The 22,349-nt window shown below is 74.8% G+C and carries 17 protein-coding genes; 7 read left to right on the forward strand and 10 right to left on the reverse strand.

The window, feature by feature from the left end:
• Positions 1–35 precede the first annotated feature (35 nt).
• The gene (locus tag ACFXGA_RS22405) at positions 36–1,112 is read right to left on the reverse strand and encodes a polysaccharide deacetylase family protein (RefSeq protein WP_378090761.1); all 1,077 of its coding nucleotides are present in this window, start codon (positions 1,110–1,112) and stop codon (positions 36–38) included.
• Between the two features lie 334 nt (positions 1,113–1,446).
• Between ACFXGA_RS22405 and ACFXGA_RS22410 the strand changes: the two genes are divergently transcribed.
• Positions 1,447–2,655 carry an alpha/beta hydrolase family esterase gene (locus ACFXGA_RS22410; RefSeq protein WP_378090762.1) on the forward strand — a complete coding sequence of 403 codons (1,209 nt, stop codon included), beginning with the start codon at positions 1,447–1,449 and terminating at the stop codon, positions 2,653–2,655.
• 38 nt (positions 2,656–2,693) lie between these two features.
• Here the strand turns inward: ACFXGA_RS22410 and ACFXGA_RS22415 are convergent, their stop codons facing one another.
• Positions 2,694–3,569, reverse strand: coding sequence for an alpha/beta fold hydrolase (locus ACFXGA_RS22415; RefSeq protein WP_378090763.1), 876 nt, complete (start codon positions 3,567–3,569; stop codon positions 2,694–2,696).
• A gap of 109 nt (positions 3,570–3,678) precedes the next feature.
• On the opposite strand from ACFXGA_RS22415, the gene ACFXGA_RS22420 reads away from it, so the two are divergent.
• Complete coding sequence (locus ACFXGA_RS22420; protein ID WP_378090764.1) at positions 3,679–4,524, forward strand: AGE family epimerase/isomerase; 846 nt, start codon at positions 3,679–3,681, stop codon at positions 4,522–4,524.
• 110 nt (positions 4,525–4,634) lie between these two features.
• On the forward strand, positions 4,635–6,041 hold the full coding sequence (locus tag ACFXGA_RS22425; protein ID WP_378090765.1) for an amidohydrolase: 1,407 nt from the start codon (positions 4,635–4,637) through the stop codon (positions 6,039–6,041).
• Between the two features lie 10 nt (positions 6,042–6,051).
• Here ACFXGA_RS22425 and ACFXGA_RS22430 read toward each other — a convergent pair whose 3' ends face one another.
• From ACFXGA_RS22430 to ACFXGA_RS22450, 5 genes are all read right to left on the reverse strand, one after another.
• Positions 6,052–6,618, reverse strand: a complete 567-nt coding sequence (locus tag ACFXGA_RS22430) for a hypothetical protein (protein WP_378090766.1) — start codon at positions 6,616–6,618, stop codon at positions 6,052–6,054.
• Positions 6,619–6,648: 30 nt separating this feature from the next.
• On the reverse strand, positions 6,649–7,971 hold the full coding sequence (locus ACFXGA_RS22435; RefSeq protein WP_378090767.1) for a hypothetical protein: 1,323 nt from the start codon (positions 7,969–7,971) through the stop codon (positions 6,649–6,651).
• Complete coding sequence (locus ACFXGA_RS22440; RefSeq protein WP_378090768.1) at positions 7,968–9,323, reverse strand: alpha/beta hydrolase domain-containing protein; 1,356 nt, start codon at positions 9,321–9,323, stop codon at positions 7,968–7,970. Before ACFXGA_RS22440 ends, ACFXGA_RS22435 begins: the two co-directional genes overlap by 4 nt.
• A gap of 106 nt (positions 9,324–9,429) precedes the next feature.
• Positions 9,430–10,005, reverse strand: coding sequence for a QsdR family transcriptional regulator (locus ACFXGA_RS22445; RefSeq protein WP_378090769.1), 576 nt, complete (start codon positions 10,003–10,005; stop codon positions 9,430–9,432).
• Between the two features lie 149 nt (positions 10,006–10,154).
• Positions 10,155–10,571 carry a hypothetical protein gene (locus ACFXGA_RS22450; RefSeq protein ID WP_378090770.1) on the reverse strand — a complete coding sequence of 139 codons (417 nt, stop codon included), beginning with the start codon at positions 10,569–10,571 and terminating at the stop codon, positions 10,155–10,157.
• A 183-nt stretch (positions 10,572–10,754) separates the two neighbouring features.
• Between ACFXGA_RS22450 and ACFXGA_RS22455 the strand changes: the two genes are divergently transcribed.
• Positions 10,755–11,129: an ATP-binding protein gene (locus ACFXGA_RS22455; RefSeq protein WP_378090771.1), complete on the forward strand. Its 375-nt coding sequence runs from the start codon at positions 10,755–10,757 to the stop codon at positions 11,127–11,129.
• 73 nt (positions 11,130–11,202) lie between these two features.
• Complete coding sequence (locus ACFXGA_RS22460) at positions 11,203–15,561, forward strand: HAD-IC family P-type ATPase (RefSeq protein WP_378090772.1); 4,359 nt, start codon at positions 11,203–11,205, stop codon at positions 15,559–15,561.
• Here ACFXGA_RS22460 and ACFXGA_RS22465 read toward each other — a convergent pair.
• The 3 genes from ACFXGA_RS22465 to ACFXGA_RS22475 are packed head-to-tail and all read right to left on the reverse strand — an operon-like array spanning position 15,542 to position 18,562.
• Complete coding sequence (locus ACFXGA_RS22465; RefSeq protein ID WP_378090773.1) at positions 15,542–16,357, reverse strand: carbohydrate ABC transporter permease; 816 nt, start codon at positions 16,355–16,357, stop codon at positions 15,542–15,544. The genes ACFXGA_RS22460 and ACFXGA_RS22465 overlap by 20 nt on opposite strands.
• Positions 16,354–17,256: a carbohydrate ABC transporter permease gene (locus ACFXGA_RS22470; RefSeq protein WP_378090774.1), complete on the reverse strand. Its 903-nt coding sequence runs from the start codon at positions 17,254–17,256 to the stop codon at positions 16,354–16,356. The genes ACFXGA_RS22465 and ACFXGA_RS22470 overlap by 4 nt, the downstream gene beginning before the upstream one ends.
• Positions 17,257–17,260: 4 nt before the next feature.
• A complete protein-coding gene (locus tag ACFXGA_RS22475; protein WP_378090775.1) occupies positions 17,261–18,562 on the reverse strand; it encodes an ABC transporter substrate-binding protein in 1,302 nt (433 codons plus the stop codon).
• 206 nt (positions 18,563–18,768) lie between these two features.
• Between ACFXGA_RS22475 and ACFXGA_RS22480 the strand changes: the two genes are divergently transcribed.
• Both ACFXGA_RS22480 and ACFXGA_RS22485 read left to right on the forward strand, forming a co-directional pair.
• Positions 18,769–19,974, forward strand: a complete 1,206-nt coding sequence (locus ACFXGA_RS22480; RefSeq protein WP_378090776.1) for a GDSL-type esterase/lipase family protein — start codon at positions 18,769–18,771, stop codon at positions 19,972–19,974.
• Positions 19,975–20,223: 249 nt separating this feature from the next.
• Positions 20,224–22,218, forward strand: a complete 1,995-nt coding sequence (locus ACFXGA_RS22485; RefSeq protein WP_378090777.1) for an alpha-glucuronidase — start codon at positions 20,224–20,226, stop codon at positions 22,216–22,218.
• Positions 22,219–22,349 lie beyond the last annotated feature (131 nt).

Raw genomic sequence — 22,349 nt, forward strand, 5'->3', positions numbered from 1 at the left:
CCCTCACGCCGGTGTGAGGGGCACACCGACGTGCGTCAGGGGGTGCGGCAGGACACGGTCGGGGCGCGCCACTGGCCGTTGGCCATGACGGTGAAACCGAACGTGGTGCTCGCACCGGCGGCCAGGCTGCCGTTGCCGTTGGGCTTCATGGTCATCACGTTGCCGCTGGAGTCCCAGCTCGGCGTGCCGTTCCAGGTCGCCGACACCTTCTGCGGCGAGGTGACGGTGACGGTCGCGGTCCAGCTGCTGATCGGCGCCGACCCGGCGCGGATCGTGACCTCGCCGTTGAACCGGTCACCCCACCGCTGGCTCTCGCGGTAGGTCGCGGTGCACGAGCCGGTTCCCGGCTGGGACGAGGTCGTGGTCGTCGTCGTGGTGGTGGTCGGGGTGTCGGTGGGTGCGACGGCGCGGCCGGTGGTGGGGGAGATCATGCCGGTGCAGAGGTTGCGGGAGGCGAGGTTGGCGGCGATCTGGGGGATGGCGTTGATGGTGGTCTGGTAGCCGTCGTGCATGAGGATGACGCCGCCGTTCTGCAGGGTGGAGGCGGCTTGGACGATCTGGGCGGTGCTGGCGTTGTTCCAGTCCTGGGAGTCGACGTTCCAGAGGACTTCGGTGAGGCCGAACTGGGCCTGGACGGTTTTGAGGGTGTTGTTGGTCTCGCCGTAGGGGGGTCGGAAGAGTCTGGGTGCGGTGCCGGTGGCGTTCTGGATCGCTTGTTGGGTCTGGGAGATCTCGGTGGTCATCTGGGCTTGGTTGAGTTGGGTCATGTGGGGGTGGGACCAGCTGTGGTTGCCGATCCACATGCCGGCGTCGCGTTGGGCGCGGGCGAGGGCGGGGTTGGCCTGGACGGCGTTGCCCTGGTTGAAGAAGGTGGCGCGCAGGCCGGCGGAGCGCAGGGCGTTGAGCAGTGTGGTGGTGGTGGCGGGTTTGGGGCCGTCGTCGTAGGTGAGGGCGACGTAGCCGGCGGAGCAGTCGGCGGCGCCGGCGGGGCTGGGCAGCGCGACGGCCAGCGCGCCGAGCAGGCCGACCGCGCCGGCCAGGGTCGCGGCCAGGCGTCGTCGCGCGCCACGGGTCACCGGCCTGCCGGCGACGGTGACAGCAGTTCTGGACATCACTTCCTCCAAGGGCTCGAACCGCGGCAACCGCGACCGGAGGCGATCGAAAGTTGCGATATGGGTTTGTGAGGCTTTCGGAAAATAAGCCCGATGATCGGGTGAGTCAAGAAGAAGACTTCACCTATAGAGACGGAAGTCCGCAGGTAGAGCCGCTAGCGGCACTGATCGCACTCCGTGATACGGGTTTCGAAAGTATCGGACTGCGGTGTGGTACCTCCACACCTGCACGGACCCAAGAGTGGCGTGCGCCACCAGGGACGGGCGGCCCGGCGGACTCCTAGCGTCGCGGTAACGAACGTGACCGCCATCACTCAACGTGGAGGATGCGCCCATGTCGGACCGTCGCCCTGCCCCGACCGCCCGCCGTCGCGTCGCGACCCTCGTCGCGGTGCTCGCCGCCCTGGCCGGCGCCGCCGTCTCCCTCGTCGCGTCGCCGCGCCCGGCCGCCGCCGCGACGTTGCAGGAGGTCACCGGGTTCGGCTCGAACCCCGGCAACCTGCAGATGTTCCGCTACGTGCCCGCCGGCCTGACCGCGGGCCGCCCCGTGGTGGTCGCCCTGCACGGCTGCACGCAGAACGCCACCGGGTACGGCCCGGCCACCGGCTGGCTGCAACTGGCCGACCGGTGGAAGTTCACCGTCGTGGTGCCCCAGCAGAAGTCGCAGAACAACCTCAACTCCTGCTTCAACTGGTTCGAGCCCGGCGACACCCGCCGCGGCTCCGGGGAAGCGCTGTCCATCAAGCAGATGGTGGACAAGGCCAAACAGGACAACGGGGCGACGTCGGCCTACGTCAGCGGGTTGTCCGCCGGTGGCGCGATGACCGCAGTCATGCTCGCCACCTACCCCGACGTGTTCTCCGGCGGGGGCATCGTCGCCGGGCTGCCGTTCCAGTGCGCCACGACCGTGGCCGCCGCCTACGGGTGCATGAACCCCGGCACGGACCTCACGCCCGCGCAGTGGGGCGACCGGGTGCGGGCGGCCTTCCCGTACTCCGGTCCCCGCCCGAAGGTGTCCATCTGGCACGGCGCCGCGGACACGACCGTCCGGCCCCTCAACGGCACGGAGCTGGTCGAGCAGTGGACGAACGTCAACGGCACCGACCAGACCCCCGACGTCAGCGACACCGTGGCGGGTTACCCGCACCGCGTCTACGGCGGCACGGTCGAGCACTACTCGATCACCGGCATGAACCACGGCCAGCCCGTCGACCCCGGCGCCGGCGCCACCCAGTGCGGCGGCACGGCCGCCTACATGCTGGACGTCAACGTGTGCGCCGCCTACCACCTCGCCCGCTTCTGGGGCATCGACGGCGGCGGCGCCACCCCCACCACGACGAGCGGCGGCAACCCCACCACCACGACGTCCCGGCCGCCGTACACCGAGGTCGTCACCGCCACGGCGACCGCGCACTACGTCGCCCAGCGGATCGACGTCACCGAGTACAACACCCTCGGCGCGAGGTACGGCTACTCCACGCCTTTCGCGCTCTACCGGTGCGGTGCGGAGTGGACCGACAAGGCGGACTGTTCAGCGATCTGACACGACTTCGTACGCGGTGCAACCTCCGGGGGTGTTCGTTACCGGCTCAGGGCCTGACCGGAGTCGTGGCGGCGGACGTGGTCGAGGATCGCGTCCGCCACCACCCCGTGCACGGCGGACGGCAACGCGTGCCCGAGGCCCGGCACCTCCAGCAGCCGGGCGTCGGGCAGCACGTCGGCCAGGTGGCGGCCGAAGCCGGGCGGGAAGAACGGGTCCTCGGTGCCCTGCACGACCAGGGTCGGGGTCCGCACCTCGCGCAGGGCGTCCCCGCCGTGCGGCAGTGGCACGGAGGCCAGCCGCACGTGCCCGGTGGCGGGGAGGAACGTGCCGGCGTGCGCGATGGCGCGGCGTTCCAGCGCCCGGTACTCGTCCGCGTCGAACGGCAGCACGTCGCCGTGCAGCACCCGCCACAGCGCGACCCGGCGCTCCAGCTCGGTCTCCTCGTCCGCGCCGGGCTCGGCCAGCGCGATCATCCGCTCCAGGCGCTCGCCCTGGTCGCGCGCCTCGCCGGTGCTGCCCATGTCGAGCGCGCCGGTCAGGGCGAGGGTGAGCGAGCGGAGGCGGTCGGCGTGGTCGATCGCCAGCAACTGGCCGATCAAGCCGCCCAGGGACACCCCCACCACGTGGGCGCGGTCCACGCCGTGCGCGTCGAGCACGGCCACCGCGTCGCGGGCGAGGTCGCCGACGTCGTAGCCCGCGCCCTCGGCCGGTCGCGTGGTGGACTTCCCGGTGTCGCGGTGGTCGTAGCGGACGACCCGGCAGCCACCGCGCACGAGCAGTTCGACGAACCCGTCCGGCCAGCCCGCGGACGACGCGTTCGCGCCCATGACCAGCAGCAGGGGCGTGCCCGCCGGGTCGCCCAGGTCCTCGCTCCACAGCCGGACGTCGCCCGCCTCGACCACGCGTTCCGCCACCGCACACCCCCGAGTTCTTGATCGACTCGGCCAACCTACCCGAGCCCTCCTCACCTCGACGTGGCGCGGGTGTGGGGTCACGGGCAGCAAAACCGGTTAAGTTGTGCCGGTGAGCGCTGTGCTCAGGGGTGCCGGCGGCGATGCGACGACCGACCGCGAGCTGCGGCCGGCGGCGGAGACGGAGCTGCGGCACCGCGTGCTGCCGTTCTGGCTCGGCCTGGCCGACCGGGAGCACGGCGGCATCCACGGGCACGTCGACGCCGACCTGGTGGTGGACCGCGCGGCCGACAAGGGCGCGGTCCGGGCGTGCCGCTACCTGTGGACGTTCTCGGCCGCCTACCGGGCCTTCGGCGACCCGTCCTACCTCGCCGCCGCGCGGCACATGTACCGGTTCGTCACCGGCCGCCTGCTCGACGCCGTGCACGGCGGCGTGTTCTGGTCGGTCGACCGGACCGGCGCCCCGGCGGACACCGACAAGCACGTCTACGCCCAGGCGTTCGCGCTCTACGCGTTGAGCGAGTACCACCGCGCCACCGGCGACCGGGACGCGCTGACCAGGGCGACCGAGGTGTACGAGGTCGTGACCGGCGTCGGGTTCGACCCCGCGCGGGGCGCGTACCGGGAGCAGTTCGACCGGGCCTGGACGGCGAAGCCGAACGCCCTGCCGGCCGAGGGGCGGCCCGCCGAGATCACCATGAACACCCACCTGCACGTGCTGGAGGCGCTGACCGCCTACCACGCCGTCGTCCCGTCGCCGGCCGTGTCGGAGCGCGTCGCGGAGCTGGTCGGGATCTTCCGCGACCGGCGGCCAACGTGCCGCTGCGCCTGGAGGCGGCGGGCATGTGGAAGTGCTGCTACCACAACGGACGCCTGTGCCTGGAGCTGGTGTCGCGCCGCGCCGCGGCCGGCTGATCACGGGGTCCGCCACGCCGGCCATCCACCGATCGGGCGATAACCACCCACCGCAGTGGATCTTGCACGCGGCGTGGGCGAGGATGGCCGCGACACGAGCGAAGCGTCGCTCCCCGAGGCGACCCGACGCCCTGGCACGAACGGCGAGCCACCATGACATCTGTCGCGCGGACATCCGCCGCGAACCACCTCCTGCCGCCCTCCACCCCGGCGGAGGCCGACGTCGCAGCCGCCTCGGCGGCCGACCTCCCGCCCGAGTCGGCGGCCGACGTCCCGGCCGGCACGGCGGCCGAGATCCCCGTCGGCACCGGGGCCGAGACTTGGTCCTCTGCGACGGCCGACCTCCCCGGCACGGCGGCCGAGGACCCGGTGCCGGTGGCCGACGCGGGGGAGGGGCGCGGCCCGCGGTGGCTGGACGAGTGGCTCGCGGCGAACCTCACCCGCGTGGTCTCGTGGCGGCGCGCCCTGCACGCGCACCCCGAGCCGATGCGCGCCGAGTTCCGCACCACCGCGATGATCGTGGACGTCCTGCGCTCCCTCGGCCTGGAACCGCGCGTGCTGCCCATCGGCACCGGCGTCCTCTGCGAGGTGGGGACCGGACCGCGCTGCGTCGCCCTGCGCGCCGACATCGACGCGCTGGCCGTGGCCGAGGCGACCGGGGAGCCGTTCGCGTCCCGCGTGCCCGGTGTCTCGCACGCCTGCGGCCACGACGTGCACACCGCGGTCCTGCTCGGCGCGGCGGCGGCCCTGGCGTCCGCGCCGGAGCTGCCGGGCCGGGTGCGGCTGCTGTTCCAGCCCGCGGAGGAGGAGCCGGGCGGCGCGCACGACGTGATCGCGGCCGGCGGGGTCGAGGGCGTGGAGCGCATCTTCGGCCTGCACTGCGACCCGAAGGTGCCGGTCGGTCGGGTCGGGATCAGGGTCGGACCGGTCACCTCGGCGTGCGACATGCTCGCGCTGCGGGTCACGGGCTGCGGCGCGGGCCGGCGCAACGAGTTGAGCGCCGACGTGGTGCACGCCCTGGGCGTGGTGGCGACCGGGCTGCCCGCGATGCTCGCCCGCCGGGTCGACCCGCGGTCCGGCACCGTGCTGGCGTGGGGGCTGATGGACGCGCCCGAGACGCCCGGCGGCACGCCGCGCGAGGGCACCCTCCGCGGCACGCTGCGCACCGGCGACCCCGTGGTCAACGCCCAGTTGCCCGCCCTGGTGGAGGAGATCGTCGGCTCGCTGCTGCGGCCGACGGGCGTGCGGTTCGCGCTCGACCACGTCCGCGCGGTGCCCGTGGTGGACAACGACCCGGCCAGCACCGCCCTGCTGGAGGCCGCCGTCGCCGCCGCGATCGGCCCGCAGGCCGTCACGTCCACCACCCAGTCCACCGGTGGCGAGGACTTCGGCTGGTACCTGGAGCACGTGCCCGGCTCGTACGGTCGCCTGGGCACGTGGTCGGGCGAGGGCCCGCAGGGCGACCTGCACCAGGCGACGTTCCGCCCGGACGAGCGGGCGTTGCCGGTGGGCGTGCGGACCATGGTGCACGCGGCGCTGGCCGCGCTGACCTCCGGCTGACCGGAGCGCTTCACCAGTCGAACACGTACGTGTACCACGGTCCTCCCGACGGCCGGTACTTGTAGCCGTCCACCCCCGCGCTGACCGGCGCGCGGTCGGGGCAGTGGGCCCACCCCGTCTCGTTGAGCAGGCCCGCGTCCTCCACGGCCAACAACGTGCACCCGTTGGCGGCGTCCGTCGACACGTCCACGGTGAACAGCCCCACCCGCCGATCGCGGATCGGCCGCTCCGGCGCCGTGACCGCCTCCGCGACCACCGCCTCGAGCGCCGCCCGGTGCGCGTCGAACGCGAACCGGTGCGCCACGTCGCCGCCGGCGGCGGTGAGGCTCGCCGCCGACAGCGCCGGCGCCAGCAGGAACGGCCACAGCCGCGCGACGTGCCGCCGTCGCGGCAGGGGCAGCGCCGGCACCGCGACGGTGCTCGTCAACAGCCACGCCAGACCCACCGCGCCCCAGCACGCCAACGCGAGCACCGTGAGCACGAAGTAGCCGCCGGGTGGGGCGGACGCCCACACCAGGAGCACCGCCGGCGCCGACGCCGCGACGGCCGTCCACCACGGGGACGACCATCGCGGCACGCGTGCGACCATCGCACCCCCTTCCGCCGATCAAGGGGACGCTGCGGACCACCCCCCGGTTGCGCCGTCGAGGTAGTCCTTGAACTGCACGGTGACGGAGTGGGTGTCCGACGGCCAGTTCGGCACCGCGATCGTGCGCGTCCGGCCCTCGCCGCCGCGCGGGGCCTGGGTGACGCGGATCGTGCCGGCGGCGTCGGGCCGCGCCGGCAGGTAGGCGTCGACCGCGGTCAGGAACGGCAGCGTGGTGAACGGCGGCAGCACGACGCCGGGCGTGGAGACCCGGTCGCAGTTGTCGTCGAACAGGAACGCGGCGAGGACCTGGCGCAGCTTCGGCGAGACGGCCGGCCCGAGGACGTCCACGCCGTTCAGCTCCAGCCGGTCGCGGTCGGGTTGGTCGGACCACCACTCGCGGTTGCGGACGACGGTCAGGGCGCTGTGCGTCGCGCACCGGTCGATGGTGTCGGTGATGCCGCCGGGGCGGGACACCTGGAGCCGCACGAAGCGGTCGCTGCGCTCGAACGGCTCGAAGTAGTGGTGGTGCGGCGGTTCGCCGTCGCGCAGCACGACCAGTTCGTAGTGCGTGCGGCCGTTGACGGGCAGCGGTCCGAACGAGCCGTCCGGTCCGGTGCGGACGCCGTGCCGCGGGCCGCCGAGCCGCGCGCCGGTGCGGCTGTCCACGTCCCAGACCTGCACCACGCCCTCGACGCCGGTGTTCTGCGGGTAGTACGTGGCCCGGCCGGAGATCCGGACCAGCGCGGGCAGCTCGGGCACCACGCGTGTGGTGAGCGCGGGCCGGCCGCGCAGGAACCGGTACATGGGGGCGAACCCGTCGGCCGAGGTCGTGGTCTCGGTGTGGCCCAACGTCGTCAGGTACACGTTCGTCGCACCGCCGATGGACCCGGTGGGCTGCGCGCTGCCCCACAGCGCCAGCGTCGGCACGCCACCGGGCAGGGCGGCGCTGGACCGGCCGTCCACGTTGACGTACTTCCGCACCGACGCGGCCCGTTCGGGGTCGGACAGGTACGTGTGCAGCACCGTCGTGCCGCGGGAGTGCGCGATCACGTCCACCTGGGACGCCCCGGTCCGCGCCTTCACCGCGGCGACGAACGCTTCGAGGCCGGCGACGGCGTGGTCGTTGGTCGGGATGCTCGTGTCGTACTCGTAGGCGTGCAGCAGGGCGTCCGGGACACCGTTGCCGGAGAACCGCTTGGCGTTGGACTGCCACTGCTGCGCCGAGCCCTGCTGGCCGTGCACGAACACGATCGGCGTGAGCGGGTCGGCCCGGGCGGGCGCCGGCGCGGCGGTCGGGACGAGCGCGAGCGCGAGGGCGAGCGCCGCCGACGGGATCCTCATCGCCCGCCCCCGATCGCCAGGGCGTCGGCCAGGTTCCGCCGCGCGTCGGCCGGCTGCAGGTAGCCGGCGCGCACGTTGCCGCGGTCGGCCGCCACCACCTGTCGCAGGTGGTCGCCGCGGGTCGGGTAGAGCCGGGCGAGCGTGGCCGCGTCGAACGGCACGTGCGTGCCGAACAGCCGGCAGAACGTCTCGCCGGAGTTGTCGCCCGTGTTGAGCGCCCGAGGCGCGGCCACCTGGGACAGCCGGATGCCGCCCAGGGCGAGGCCGAGCGCGTCGCGCTTCCTGGTCACGCCGTCCGCCTCGAACTCCAGCGGCCGGGCGGTCGGCGGCGGCGTGCCGCGCTCGACCCACCGGCGCAGGTGGTCGTACGCGGCCGCGGTGACGTGGTGCATCGGCGCCCGGCTGAACGGCGGCCGGTCGCAGTCGTACTGCGGCGCGCCGCCCAGGTCGCGCTCGGAGAGGGGCGCGAGGTACGCCTGGCCCTCGTAGCCGGAGTGCGCCGCGCCCGCGACCTCCCACCGGCGGAACCGGTCCGTGTCGGCCGGGCGCTGCGCGGTCCGCACGTCGGTCTCCGACAGCACCTGGAAGACGGGTTCCGCGCCGACCCGGCTCGGGGCCGTGCCGACGATGAAGCCGTACCCGTCGAACACCGGCTGCTGGTGGGGCAGCACGCGGTCGTACAGCACGGTCATCCGGGCGGCGGACTGGGACGCGCCGATGGCCAGCAACGTCCCGGTCCGCAGCCCGCCCGTCACCGCGCCGCTCGAGACCGCCCGGCCGGCCTGCGTGAACACGTCGTAGGACAGCTCGTCGGCGGTGAACCGGCCGCCACCGGTCACGTCCAGGCCGCCGTACCGGGCGGGGCTCCACGCGCGGAGCCGGTCGACGCCGACCCGCTGCGCGGACACGCCGACCCAGGCGTGACCGGCGCGGACGACGGACTCGGCGTGCCACAGCGCGTCGAGGTCGTACCCCGCGGTGACGTTCTGCCACTCGACCAGCGTGGTGCCGGAGAAGTGCCGGGCGCTCGCCGGGCGGCGGACGATCACCCTGGTCGTGTAGGGCACGCCGGCCGCGACCCGCGTGCCGTCGGGGGCGAAGCCGTCGGCCGTGCCGGACAGGTGGAACTCCTGCTCGACGTACCCGGCGGCGGCGAGGTCGTAGGTCGTGGCGAAGAACGGGTAGGTGTCCTCGATCCGGTCGGCCAGCCGGTCGCCCGGCACGGTCCCGGGCAGCGGGCCGACCACGTGCGGCGCCGGACCGGTGGACGCGGAGGCGGGGACGGAGGTCGGCAGCAGCAGGCCGAGGACGGCCGCGGCCAGTCCGACGCGACGCCAGGGGGAAGGGGGCATACCGGCTCCCACAGCGATGGGGGATGGGGCATCGCCGACGGTAGCCGGCCGCGCACGGCCCGCACCAGGACGCGCGGGGATCGTGAGACCGCCGTCGCAGCGCCGGTCAGCGGTGCTGGAGCAGCACGGTCCGGGCGGCCGTCTCGGCGAGGTCGGGGTCCAGCGGCGCGCCGGTCAGCAGCTCGGCGTACAGGGCGGACTCGACGATGCGCACGTACAGGAACGCCACCTGGTCCAGCGAGGCCGCCGACCACGGCCCGCCGTCCACTTCGAGCAGGATGTCCTTCTGGGCCGACACCGCGCGCCGGTGCACGCCGGCGGAGGCGTGGAACAGCACGCGTGCCGCGGTGTCCGGTTCCCGGCGCAGGAAGGCGCGGAACGGCGCGGCCGCGCGCAGCTCGGCCACGAACCGCCGGGTGACCTCCAGGACGCCTTCGACCCCGCCGCGGGTGCGTTCCTCGCGGGCGCGGGCCAGCAACCGGTCCGCGAGCGCCCACAGGACGTCGGCCAGCAGCCCGTCGCGGCTGTGCACGACCCGGTACAGCGTCGCGCGGCTGATCGCGAGGCCGGCCGCCAACGCCTCCATGTCGACGTGTCCGTGCCGGAGGAAGAACCGGCACGCGCCGACCACCACCTGGTCCCGGCTCACCACCCGCCGGGCGCCGGTCGAGCCCACGGCCACCCCCGCTCCCGCCGGCCCGTCCGTCCGGCCCACACGGGCATCATCGCGCCCGGGGCGGACCCGAGGCGAGGGCCGTGCCGGTGATCACCGCCGGCGGGCTGTCACTTCGGCGGGCTGTCACTTCGGCGCGCTGTCACTTCGGGAGGCGGTCAGTTCGCGGACGGGGCCGGCTCCTGGAACAGCACCGGCGGCGCGTCGCTGACCGGGCGCGGGGACGTCGGGGCCGGCTGCGGCACCCACTGCGCGACCACCGGCTCCGGCTCGGGCACGACCTCTTCGACGACCGGCTCCGCGACGGGCGCGGCGACCGCCTGCACGGCCAGCTGCTGCTGGACCTGGCCGATCCACATCAACCACATGGCCTCGTCGCGGTGACCGCGGTACTCCGCCTTCAACCCCGCCAGCGCCCCGCGCACCCGCGCGGCGATCACCGGGTCCTCGCGCACCGCGGACCAGACGGCGCGCGCGGCCGCGTCCCGGGCCTTCACCAGGAGGCGGACCTGGTCAATCAACTCCGACGCGGGCAGGCCCGCCCACGCCGCTGCGATTCTCTGTGCCTTGGTCACCGTGCCATCCTTGCCGAGCGGACGGCGCGTGATGGCCGTGACGCGATGTTATCAACCTCTCGTTTTACGAGGTCAGCCCTCGGGAATCCGGTGACGTTCCGGGACCGCTCCGGCACGGCGCGTCCGGAAATCGCAAGGCAGTCGTCAGGTGCGCGCGGGCCCGGTGGTGGGACGCTGGTCGGCGTGGCGGCCGATCAGGACACGGCGGTCCTCGTCGTCCAGGACGGGGACCGGGTCTCGCCCGACGAGGTCGCGCGGTGGCTGCGCGAGCGGCTGGAGGGGTGGCCGCCGTTCGACGTGCTGCTGGTCGGCGTCGTGGTCGGCGAGCTGTTCGACAACGCCCGACGGCACGGGTCCCCGCCCTACGTGCTCGAACTCGTGCTCGACCGGTGGCGCGAGGCCCTGGTCGTGAGCGTCCGCGACCGCGCGCTCCGCGGCGCCGCGCCCTGGTCGTCGGCGGCCGGCCTGCTCCTGGTCGGCGGGCTGTCCGAGCGCTGGGGCGTGCTGACGCAGGGGCCGTCCACCACCGTGTGGGCCGAGCTGGTGTTCGCCGACTGATCTTCCCGACCCGGTCGGGTGGTGCTCCGGCCGCGGCCGCATGCGGGGCCACCCGGTCGGGAAGACAGGCACGGTGGAACTCCTCGGCATCGACCCCGTGCGCGCCGCGGGCGGCATCGCGAAGGGACTGGTCGGGCTCGCCCTCGCCCCGCTGGAGCAGGCCGCGGTGCTGGGCCGCGACCGCCGCCGGGTGTGGTCGTGCCCGGGACGCCTGCACATCGAGGCGCACGGCGTGCACGGCCCGCGCGGCGGGCAGGTGGCCGAACGGGTCGAACGGGTCCTGGAGGACCACCCCGGCGTGCGGTGGGCCCGCGTCAACGCCCCGTCCGCCCGCGTGATCGTGGCCGTCACCGACCCCGCGCCGCCCACGGAGGAGCTGGTCGCGCTGGTGCGGCAGGCCGAGGCCGAGCCCGACACCGAGGACGAGCGCCTGGTCGAGGACGAGCTGCACCACCCGGCGGACGGGCTCAAGGGCACCCGCCTGCTGCCCACCCTGGCGGTCGACGCCGCCGGCCTGGCACTGGCCGCCGTCACCAGGCTCGTCCCGTGGGCGCCGCTCCCCGCCGAGCCGGCCGCGGTGATCGGGGCCGTCGACCTGCACCCGGGTCTGCGGGACCGGGCTGCCGGCCGGCTGCGGGGCCGGGAGCGCGCCGACACCGCCACGTCGGTGCTCGCCGCCATCGCGCACGGCCTCGCCTCGCGCAGCCAGAGCACGTTGCTGGACGTCGCCCAACGCGTGGAGCAGTGGCGCGAGGTGCGCGCCCACGAACGGGCCTGGTGCGCGGCCGAGGCCGACCTGATCAAGGGCCCGGACGACGCGGCGGCCGAGCCCGTCGTGGTCGAGCGGCCCCGCCCGCTGCCCGAGAGCCCGGTGGACCGCCACGCGCGGCGGTCGCTGGCCGCGGGCGCGGCGGCGGTGGTCGGCGCGCTGCCGTTCACGGGGCCGCGCCGGGCCGCCGCGCTCGGCGTGGCGAGCCTGCCGAAGGCCCCGGCGGTCGGGCAGGCCGCGTTCGCCGCGCAGCTCGGCCGGGTGCTGGCCACCCGCAACGCGCTGGTGATGGAGCGCTCGGCGCTGCGCCGGCTGGACGCGGTGGACGTCCTCGTGCTCGACGAGACCGCGTTCGGTCCGGGCCGGTCGGCGCTCACCGACCTCGTGCCGCTGCCGGGCACGTCGCCCGCCGAAGCCGCCGAACGGGCGTTCGCCCTGTTCGACCCCGCGGACCCCGCAGCCGTGCGCGAGGACGGCGAGTGGGCCATCGGCCCGGTCGACCGGCTCGACCCGCAGGGGCGACGGGGCACGCGCGAACAACGCCGCCTGGCGGGCCACGCGGCCGTGCTCGGGCTGACCCGGGGACGGCGGCTGCTGGCCGTGCTGGCGGTCGACGTCGAGACCCCGCCCGCCGTGGACGCGCTCACGGCGGCCGCCCGGGAGGCCGGGCTGCGCGTGGTCGTGGCCACGGATCGCGACCACGCGTCGGTCCGGTCCGCCGACGGCGTCGTCCCGTCCGGCAGGGGACTGGTCGGCGCGGTCCGCGAGCTCCAGGGCGACGGGCACGTGGTGCTGCTGGTGTCCGCCCACCGCCGGGCGCTCGGCTCGGCGGACTGCGGTGTCGGCGTGCACCGCGACGGCGACCCGCCGCCGTGGGGCGCGCACGTCGTCGTCCGCGACCTGGACGCGGCGGTGCTGCTGGTCGAGGCGGTGCCGGCGGCCCGCCGGGTCGCCCGGGACGGGATCGTGCTCGCCCGCGCGTCCGCCTGCGTCGGCGCGGTCGGCGCGTTGGGCACCCGCGGCCCGGAACCCGCCCGCAGCGCGGCGCAGGCGGTCGACGGCGCGGCGGCCCTCGCGTTCGCGGACGGCGTGTGGCGGGCGAAGCGGCTGTCCGCCGGCCGGGCCGCGGCGGTCGCGCCGGCCACCGCGCAACCCTGGCACCTGATGCCGGCGGCCGCCGTGCTGGACCGCCTCGGCTCCGGCCGCGACGGGCTGACCGAGGCCGAGGCCGGCCGCAGGCTGGGCACGTCCACCGGGCGGCAGGCCGTCGGCACGAGCCTGGGCAGCGCGTTCCTGGCCGAGCTGGCCAACCCGCTGACCCCGGTCCTCGCGGGCGGCGCGGCCGTGTCGGCGGCGGTGGGCTCCCCGGTCGACGCGGCCCTGGTCGCCGGGGTGGTGGGCGTCTCCGCGTTGATCGGCAGCGTGCAGCAGGTCGTCACGGACCGGGCGCTGGCCACCCTGCTCGGCCGGTCCGCGGTGCGCGCCACCGTCGTGCGCGACGGCCGCGACCGCGAGGTGACCGCGGACGGGCTGGTGCGCGGCGACGTGGTGCGGCTGACGCCGGGCGACGTGGTGCCCGCGGACTGCCGGCTGCTCGACGGCGACGGCCTCGAAGTGGACGAGTCGTCGGTCACCGGCGAGTCGCTGCCGGTGGCCAAGGACCCCGCGCCGGTGGTGGCCGCGGACGTGGCCGACCGCGCGTCCATGCTCTACGAGGGCACCACGATCGCCGCCGGCGAGGCGCTGGCCGTGGTCGTCGCGACCGGCGACGCCACCGAGGTCGGCCGGGGGATGGCGGCGGCCCGCCGCAACGCGCCCATTACCGGCGTGGAGGCCCGGCTGGCCGAGCTGACCCGCAAGGCCCTGCCCGTCGCGCTCGGCTCGGCGGCGGCCGTCGCCGGCGCGGGGCTGCTGCGGGGCGTGCCGCTGCGGCAGAGCATGGGCGCGGCGGTGAACCTCGCGGTCGCCTCGGTGCCCGAAGGGCTGCCGTTCCTGGTCAACGCGGCCCAACTGGCCGCCGCGCGCCGGTTGGCCGAGCACGGCGCGCTGGTCCGCAACCCGCGCACGATCGAAGCCCTCGGCCGCGTGGACGTGCTGTGCTTCGACAAGACCGGCACGCTGACCGAGGGCAGGCTGACCGTGAGCCGGGTCGACAACGGCCGCCGCGGCGCCGCGCTCGACCGGCTGAACGACGAGCTGCGCCGCGTCCTGGCCGCCGCCGTCCGGGCCACCCCCGCCGCCGACGACCCGGGGGAGCTGGCCCACCAGACCGACCGGGCCGTGCTGGAGGGCGCACGCCGCGCCCGCGTCACCGCGACCACCGGCGCGCGCGGCTGGGCCCCGGCCGAGTCGCTGCCGTTCGAACCGTCGCGCGGCTACCACGCGACCGTCGGCCGGGTGGGCGCGCGGCGGGTGCTGAGCGTGAAGGGCGCGCCGGAGACCGTGCTGCCGCGCTGCGACGTCGACCCGGACCGGCTGCGGCGGCTGGAGCAGCGGGTGCGGCTGCTGGCCGGCCGCGGCCACCGGGTGCTGGCCGTCGCCGAGCGCACCGGGTTCACGGGCGACGCGGTCACCGACGACGACGTAGAGGGCCTGGAGCTGCTCGGTTTCCTCGCGCTGGCCGACCCCCTGCGCGACGGCGCGCCGCCGGCCGCGGCGAAGCTGCGCGAGGCGGGCGTGCGGATCGTGATGCTCACCGGCGACCACCCCGCCACGGGCGAGGCGATCGCCGGCGAGGTCGGCGGCGGCGCGCACCTGACCGTGGTGACGGGCGCGCGGCTCGACGGGCTGGACGACGACGAGCTGGACGCCCTGCTGCCGACCGTGGACGTGATCGCCCGCTGCACGCCCGCCCAGAAGGTGCGGATCATCGAGGGCTACCGGCGGCTGGGCCGGGTGGTCGCGATGACCGGCGACGGCGCGAACGACGCGCCCGCGATCCGGCTCGCCGACGTCGGCATCGCGCTGGGCCGGCGCGGCACGCCCGCCGCCCGCGCCGCCGCCGACCTGGTGGTCACCGACGACCGGCTGGACACGATCATCGCCGCGCTGGTCGAGGGACGGGCCATGTGGGCGTCGGTGCGCGAGGCGCTGGCCATCCTGCTCGGCGGCAACCTCGGCGAGATCGCGTTCAGCGTGCTCGGCTCGGCCCTCACCGGCCGGTCGCCGCTGACCGCCCGGCAGTTGCTGCTGGTGAACCTGCTGACCGACCTCGCGCCGGCCCTCGCCATCGCGTTGAGCAGGCCCGCCCGCGAGTCCGTGCCCGACCTGCTGCGCGAGGGACCGACCTCGTCGCTGGGCAGCGCGTTGACCCGGGACATCACCACCCGAGCGATCACCACCACGGTCGGCGCGACGGCGGCGTGGACGGCGGCCCGCCTCACCGGCCGCGCCCGCCGGGCCGGCACCGTGGCGCTGGCCGCGCTCGTCGGCACGCAGCTCGGCCAGACCCTGCTGACCGGCGGGGCGGACCGCGCGGTGCTGGCCGCGAGCCTCGGCTCGGCCGCCGCGCTCGCCGCCGTGATCCAGACACCCGGCGTCAGCCGGTTCTTCGGCTGCACGCCGCTGGGCCCGGTCGGCTGGGGCATCGCCCTGGCCGCCGCGACCGGGGCGAACGCCCTCGGCCTGCTGCTCGACCCGCTGGTCACTCGACGTGCTGGGTGACCGTGCCGCGCACGAAGTGCCGTTGCGCGACCAGGAACAGCAGCACCATCGGCACGGTCGCAATGGTGCTCGCGGCCAGCACCAGCTCCCACTGCTCCTCGCCGCCCTCGCCGAACCGGTCCAGCACCGCCTTCAACCCGCGCGGCACCGTGTACAGCTCGGGGTCCCGCAGGTAGATCAACGGCTTGACCAGGTCCGTCCACGCGGCCTTCAGCTCGAACACGAACACCACGACCAGGCCCGGCTTCGCCAGCGGCAGCCCCATCGAGATGAACAGCCGCCACGCGCTCGCGCCGTCGACCTTCGCCGCGTCGAACACCTCGCGCGGCAGGCCGAGGAAGAACTGGCGCAGCAGGAAGATGTAGAACGCCGAGCCGAACAGGTTCTGCGCCCACAGGGGGATCTGGGTGGTGGCCAGGCCCAGCGCGTGCCACTCCAGGTACACCGGCACCATCGTCACCGCGCCGGGCAGCATCATCGTCGCCAGCACCACGCCGAACAGCAGGTCCCGGCCGGGGAAGCGGAACATCGCGAAGCCGAACGCCACCAGCGCGCTCGTCAGGGTGGCCGCCGCGGCGGCCGCGAGCCCCACCGCGACGCTGTTGCCGATCCACGTCAGCAGCGGCACCGCCCGCCACACCTCGACGTAGTTGCCCGGCGAGAACGGCCGGGGCAGCAGCGCGTTGTCGAACACGTGCGCGCGGTCCTTCAGCGACGCGCCGACCAGCCACCAGAACGGGTAGCCGAACGCCGCCGTGACGACGAGCAGCCCCGCCCACACCCCGAGGCGCTTCACGACTGCTCACCCTCGTAGTGCACGTACCGGCGCGACAGGCGCACCTGCACCACCGTGATGACCGCGATCACCGCGAACAGGCCCCACGCCAGCGCCGACGCGTACCCCATCCGCAGCGACCCGAACGCCTCCTGGAACAGGTGGATGACGTAGAACAGCGCGGCGTCGCCCTCGGCCGACTGCTTGGCCCGCGCGCCGAAGAACATCGCGTACGCCTCGGTGAACACCTGCAACGACGCGATGGTGTTGACCACGACGGTGAAGTAGACCGTGCCGCTGATCGCCGGCAGCGTCACGTGCCGGAACTGCCGCCACGGGCTCGCGCCGTCCAGCCGCGCGGCCTCGTACCGCTCGACCGGCACCCTGGTCAACGCGGCCAGGTACAGCACCGCCGTGCTGCCGACCGTCCACAGGCTCATGACCACCAGGCCGGGTTTGATCCACACCGGGTCGGTGGTCCAGTTCGGGCCCTGGAAACCGAACCGGCCCAGGACGGCGTTCACCGCGCCGTGCTGCCCGTTGAGCAGCAGCAGGAACATCGCGGCCAACGCCACCGGCGGCGTCATCACCGGCAGGTAGAGGATCGTGCGGAAGAACCCGCCGGCCCGGCCCGTCCGGCGCAGCAGCCCGGCCAGGCCCAGCGCGAGCACGATCTGGGACGGCACGTACAGGGCGGTGAAGAACACCGTGTTCCACAACGCCGTGCCGACCCGCTCGTCGTCCAACGCCTCCCGGTAGTTCTCCAGGCCGATGAACGTCGGAGGCTTGAGCATGTCGTAGTGCGTCATCGACAGCCAGAGGCTGAACAGCATGGGCCCGGCGGTGAACGCCAGGAACCCGACCACCCAGGGCAGCAGGAACAGCCACCCCGCCCGCGACTCGCGCGCGCTCACCGCCACGGCCCTACCTCCCGCCGACCCGCTTCAGCGCCCGTTCCGCCTCCCGCTGCGCCTGCGCCATCGCCTCCTCCGGTCCCTGCCGACCGACCAGCACCCGGTTCACCGCCCCCTCCCACGCCCGCACCAGCTCGCTCGCGGCCGGGCTCGGCGGCAGCGAGAAGGCCTTGTCCTGCAACGACAGCACCACCGGCACGCCACGGGCCAGGACCGGGTTGCCCCTGGGGTCGAACACCTCGCGGAAGATGCGCTCGTCGGCCTCCCGGTCGGCGGTGAACGTGCCGCCGTAGGGGCGTCCGGCCTTGGCCAGCGCGTCCCGGCGCGCCGTCGCCGCCGTCACCCACGTCGCGGTGTCGGTCATCGTGACCAGGAAGCGGCAGGCCAGATCCGGGTGCCGCGCGCCCTTCGGGATCGCCCACGCCTGCCCGCCGGACTCGGTCAGCGCCCGGCCCTCGCGGTCGGTGAACGGCGCGATCGTCACGTCGACGTCGGGGGAGTTGGTCGCCAGCGTGTTGAGGTACCAGGAGTCCATGGGCATGGCCGCGAGCTGCCCGGTCACGTACTGGTTGTTCGCGCCGAACTGGTCGAAGGTGTCCCGGAACGCCTTGAACGACGCCCACCCGCCCTGCCGGGCCACCAGGTCGGTGGTGACGCGGACCGCCTCGACCACGCGCGGGTCGTCGAGCCGGGTGTCCGGACCGACCAGCTCCGCGCCGTTCGCCTTGGCCCACAGCGGCAGGAACTCCGGCACCTTCGGGTCGAAGCCGATGCGCTCCACCCGGCCGCCCGCCACCCGCGCCAGCCGGTCGGCCAGGCCGCCCAACCCGCCCCAGTCGGCCGTGGACAGCGACGCCGGGTCCAGGCCCGCCGCGCGCACGACCGGGTTGTTGACGATCAGGGCCCGGACGCTGGAGAACTCCGGCAACCCGAAGACCTCGCCCTGGTAGGTCACCTGGCGCAGCGCCGCCTCCCGGAACCGGCCGAGGTCCACGCCGTGCTCGCGCACGCACCCGTCCAGGGACTGCACCGCGCCGCGCGCCGCGTACCCGCCGAGCTTGCGGCGGTCGGCGTAGACGAGGTCCGGCGGGTCGCCCGCGGCGACCGAGGACAGGAACTGCTGCTCGTCGAACGCGCCCTCGCCGATCCGCAGGTCGACGTCGGGGTTGGCCGCGCGGAACACCGCCACGCGGGCGGTCGCGTGCTCGTCCGGCAGGCCGAACCCCATGGTGACCAGGGCGTCGGGGGACCGGGAGCCGAGGCCGCCGCAGCCACCCGCCACCAGGAGCAACGTGACCAGGAGCCACCGCATGCCGCCTCCCCCCGCCCGGACGCCGCGCACGAGATCGGTCCGCCCAGGTCGCCGGCGACGTCACCGGGTCGGTTCCCGCTCGGGCGTCCCGTCACACCGCGGTCGCCCGATTGGGGCAAGGCGTGCCGCACCCAGGGCCGGACCGACCGGCGCGTTGCACCAGAATCGGGCCGTCACACCGACCTGACCGGGGAGGCGACCCAGCCATGAACTCCAGCGCACCACCCGTCGGCCGTTGGGTGCACACGTGGGTGTCCGCGCCGCAGCGGGCGGCCCCCGACGACCTGCCGCCCGCGCCGTTCACCGGGCCCGGCGGGGTGCTGGTCGACGCCACCCTGCGCCAGACCGCGCGCGTGTCGATCGGCGGGGACCGGCTGCGGTTGAGGTTCTCCAACGCGTTCGGCGGCGCGGTGCTGCCCATCACCGCCGTGTCCGTGGCGCTGCCGGCCGGGGGACGCGCCGGGGTCGGCGCGGTGGTGCCCGGTTCGAGCCGTCCCGTCACGTTCCGCGGGAGGAGGGGCGTGGTGGTGCCGGTCGGCGCGCAGGTCGTGTCCGACCCGCTGGACTTCGCCGTCGGACCGGAGGCGAACCTGACCGTGACGGTGCACCTCGCGGACGGGCAGGCGTCCGACCTCGTCACCTCGCACCCCGGCTCGCGGACGACGTCGTACCTGGCCGCGGGCGACCACGTGGAGGCCGACGACCTGCCCGGCGCGTCGACCACCGACCACTGGTACTTCCTGAGCGGCATCGAGGTGTGGTCGGAGCGCCCCGCCGCGGCGGTGGTGACGCTGGGCGACTCGTTGACCGACGGCCGGGGCTCCACCACCAACGGCAACGACCGGTGGCCCGACCGCCTGTCGGCGCGGCTGCGGTCCGACCCGGCCACCGCCGACGTCGCCGTGCTCAACCAGGGCACGGGCGGGAACCGCGTGCTCAGCGACGGGATCGGGCAGGCCGCGCTGGCCCGGCTGGACCGGGACGTGCTGGCCCAGACCGGCGTGGCGTGGCTCGTGGTGTTCGAGGGGATCAACGACCTGTGCACCACCGAGGCGACGCCGGAGGCCCAGGAGCAGCTCGTCGAAGACCTCTGCGCGGCCTACGAGCAGATCGTGGTGCGCGCCCACGCGCACGGCATCAAGGTGTACGGGGCGACGTTGGCCCCGTTGGGCGGCAACGAGGCGTACGACGACCCGGACGGCCTCCGCGACGCCTCCCGGCGAGCGGTCAACGAGTGGATCCGCGGTGGTGGCGCGTTCGACGCGGTCCTGGACTTCGACGCGGCGGTGCGCGACCCGGAGGAGCCGCGACGCCTCCTCGCCGCCTACGACGAGGGCGATCACCTGCACCTCGGCCCGGCGGGCTACCAGGCGCTCGCGGACGCCGTGCCGCTGGGGCTGTTCGCCCGGTGACGCGCGCCGGTGGCGCCCTGCGCCGACCGGCTCGCCGTGTCCACCTGGGACGCGGAGCGGCCGGTGCGCGGGAAGCGTTGTCACGCAAAAGTTTCGTAGCCCGACCCGGAGCGGAACGTCGAGAGTGGACGAGCGGTTTTCCTTGCCCGCGAACAGCGCGGCCACCTAGGTTGGGGGTGTCACCGATCACCGACCGGGAGGAACCACGCCATGGCGGGCGCGTCACCACCGGATGCACTCGAGGACCGGATGCCGGTCGCGCCGCTGCCGGACGGCGTGCACCCCGCGTGGTTGCCCTCCGCCGCCCTGCGCGCGGTCGGCTCGCGCCGCGTCCGGGTCGTCGGTGACGGGCCGGTCGTGGCCACCGTGCGCGGCGAGGTGGCGGCGGCGGTCGCGGAGCACGGCGGCGCACTGGTCGACGACGGTCCGGTGGACCTGGAGCTGGTGTGCGCGCCGGACGGCGGTGAGCCCGACCCCGAGGCGTTCGTCGTGGGCCGGAGCGGGACGACGACGCTGGTCCGCGCCATCGACGGGGTCGGCCTGCTCTACGGCTTCCACCACGTGGTGCGGCAGGGCGAGTCGGCGTTCCGGGGTGAGGCGGCGCCGGAACGGCACGCGCCCCGCCAGCCCGTCCGCATGCTCGACCACTGGGACAACATCGACGTGCACCCGGTGATGGGGCAGGTCGAACGCGGGTACGCCGGCGGGTCGATCTTCTACGACGACGGCGTGGTGCGGGCGGACCTCTCGCGGGCCCGCGCCTACGCGCGGCTGCTCGGCTCGATCGGCGTGAACCGGGTCGGGCTCAACAACGTCAACGTGCACCGCACCGAGGCCCGGTTGCTCACCGACCTGCTGCCGGAGGCGGTGCGGCTGGCCGAGGTGTTCCGCCCGCACGGGATCCGGGTGCACCTGTCGGTGAGCTTCGCCGCGCCCATGACGCTCGGCGGCCTGCCCACCGCCGACCCCCTCGACCCGGCGGTGCGGGACTGGTGGGCCCGCACGACGGCCGAGGTGTACGCGGCGATCCCGGACTTCGGCGGGTACGTCGTCAAGGCCGACTCCGAGGGCCAGCCGGGGCCGTTCGCCTACGGCCGCGACCACGCCGACGGGGCGAACCTGCTGGCCCGCGCCCTCGCCCCGTTCGGCGGCACGGTGTTCTGGCGGGCGTTCGTCTACAACCACCGCCAGGACTGGCGCGACCGCACCACCGACCGCGCCCGCGCCGCGTACGACCACTTCGCCCCGCTGGACGGCGCGTTCGACCCGAACGTGGTGCTCCAGGTGAAGGCCGGCCCGATGGACTTCCAGCCGCGCGAGCCGGTGTCCCCGGTGGTCGCGGCCATGCCCCGCACCTCGCTCGCGGTGGAGGTGCAGGTGACCCAGGAGTACACGGGCCACCAGAAGCACGTGTGCTACCTCGTCCCGCTGTGGCGCGAGATGCTCCTCTTCCGGCCGTGGGGCGAGGGCGGGGCGACCGTGGCCGACGTCGCCGCGGGCCGGACGGGCGCGCCGGCGGGCGGTGTGGTGGCGGTGTCGAACGTCGGCGACGACCCGTTCTGGACGGGGCACCCGTTGGCGCAGGCCAACCTGTACGGGTTCGGCCGGCTGGCCTGGGACGACCGGCTCACGCCGGAGGCGGTGCTGGACGAGTGGATCGGCCTGACCTTCGGCGAGGCCGCGGACGTCCGGGAAGCGCTGCACGACATCATGGACGGCTCGTGGCCGACCTACGAGCGGTACACCGCCCCGCTGGGCGTCGGCTTCATGGTGAACCCGGGCGACCACTACGGGCCGGGCATCGACGGCTACGAGTACTCGTCCTGGGGCACCTACCACTTCGCCGACCGCGACGGCCTGGGCGTGGACCGGACGCGGGCCACGGGCACCGGGTTCACCGGCCAGTACCCCGCGTCGTGGCGGGACGTCTACGAGTCGACCTCGACGTGCCCGGACGAGCTGCTGCTGTTCTTCCACCACGTGCCGTACGGGCACGTGCTGCGGTCGGGGAAGACGGTCGTGCAGCACATCTACGACACGCATTTCGAGGGGCGGGAGGAGGTGGTCCGGATGGCCGGGAGGTGGGCCCGGTTGGAGGGACGCGTGCCGGGGGAGGTGTTCGAGCGGGTGACGGCGTTGCTGCGGGAGCAGTTGCGCAGTGCGACGGAGTGGCGTGACCAGGTGAACACGTACTTCTGGCGCAAGTCGGGCGTGCCGGACGCGCACGGCCGTACGATCTACTGACCCCCGTTGAACGGGTGGTCGGTGTCGCGGACCCCGTCTCTCGCCGATCACTCGGTGGCCGGGTGGAACGTGCCGCACCGGACCGTCAGCAGGGCGTGACCCGGGCGGGCTGGAACTCCCCGAGGGCAATG

Origin of the sequence: Actinosynnema sp. NPDC059335, from assembly GCF_042752395.1 — a bacterium.
Classification (GTDB): domain Bacteria; phylum Actinomycetota; class Actinomycetes; order Mycobacteriales; family Pseudonocardiaceae; genus Actinosynnema.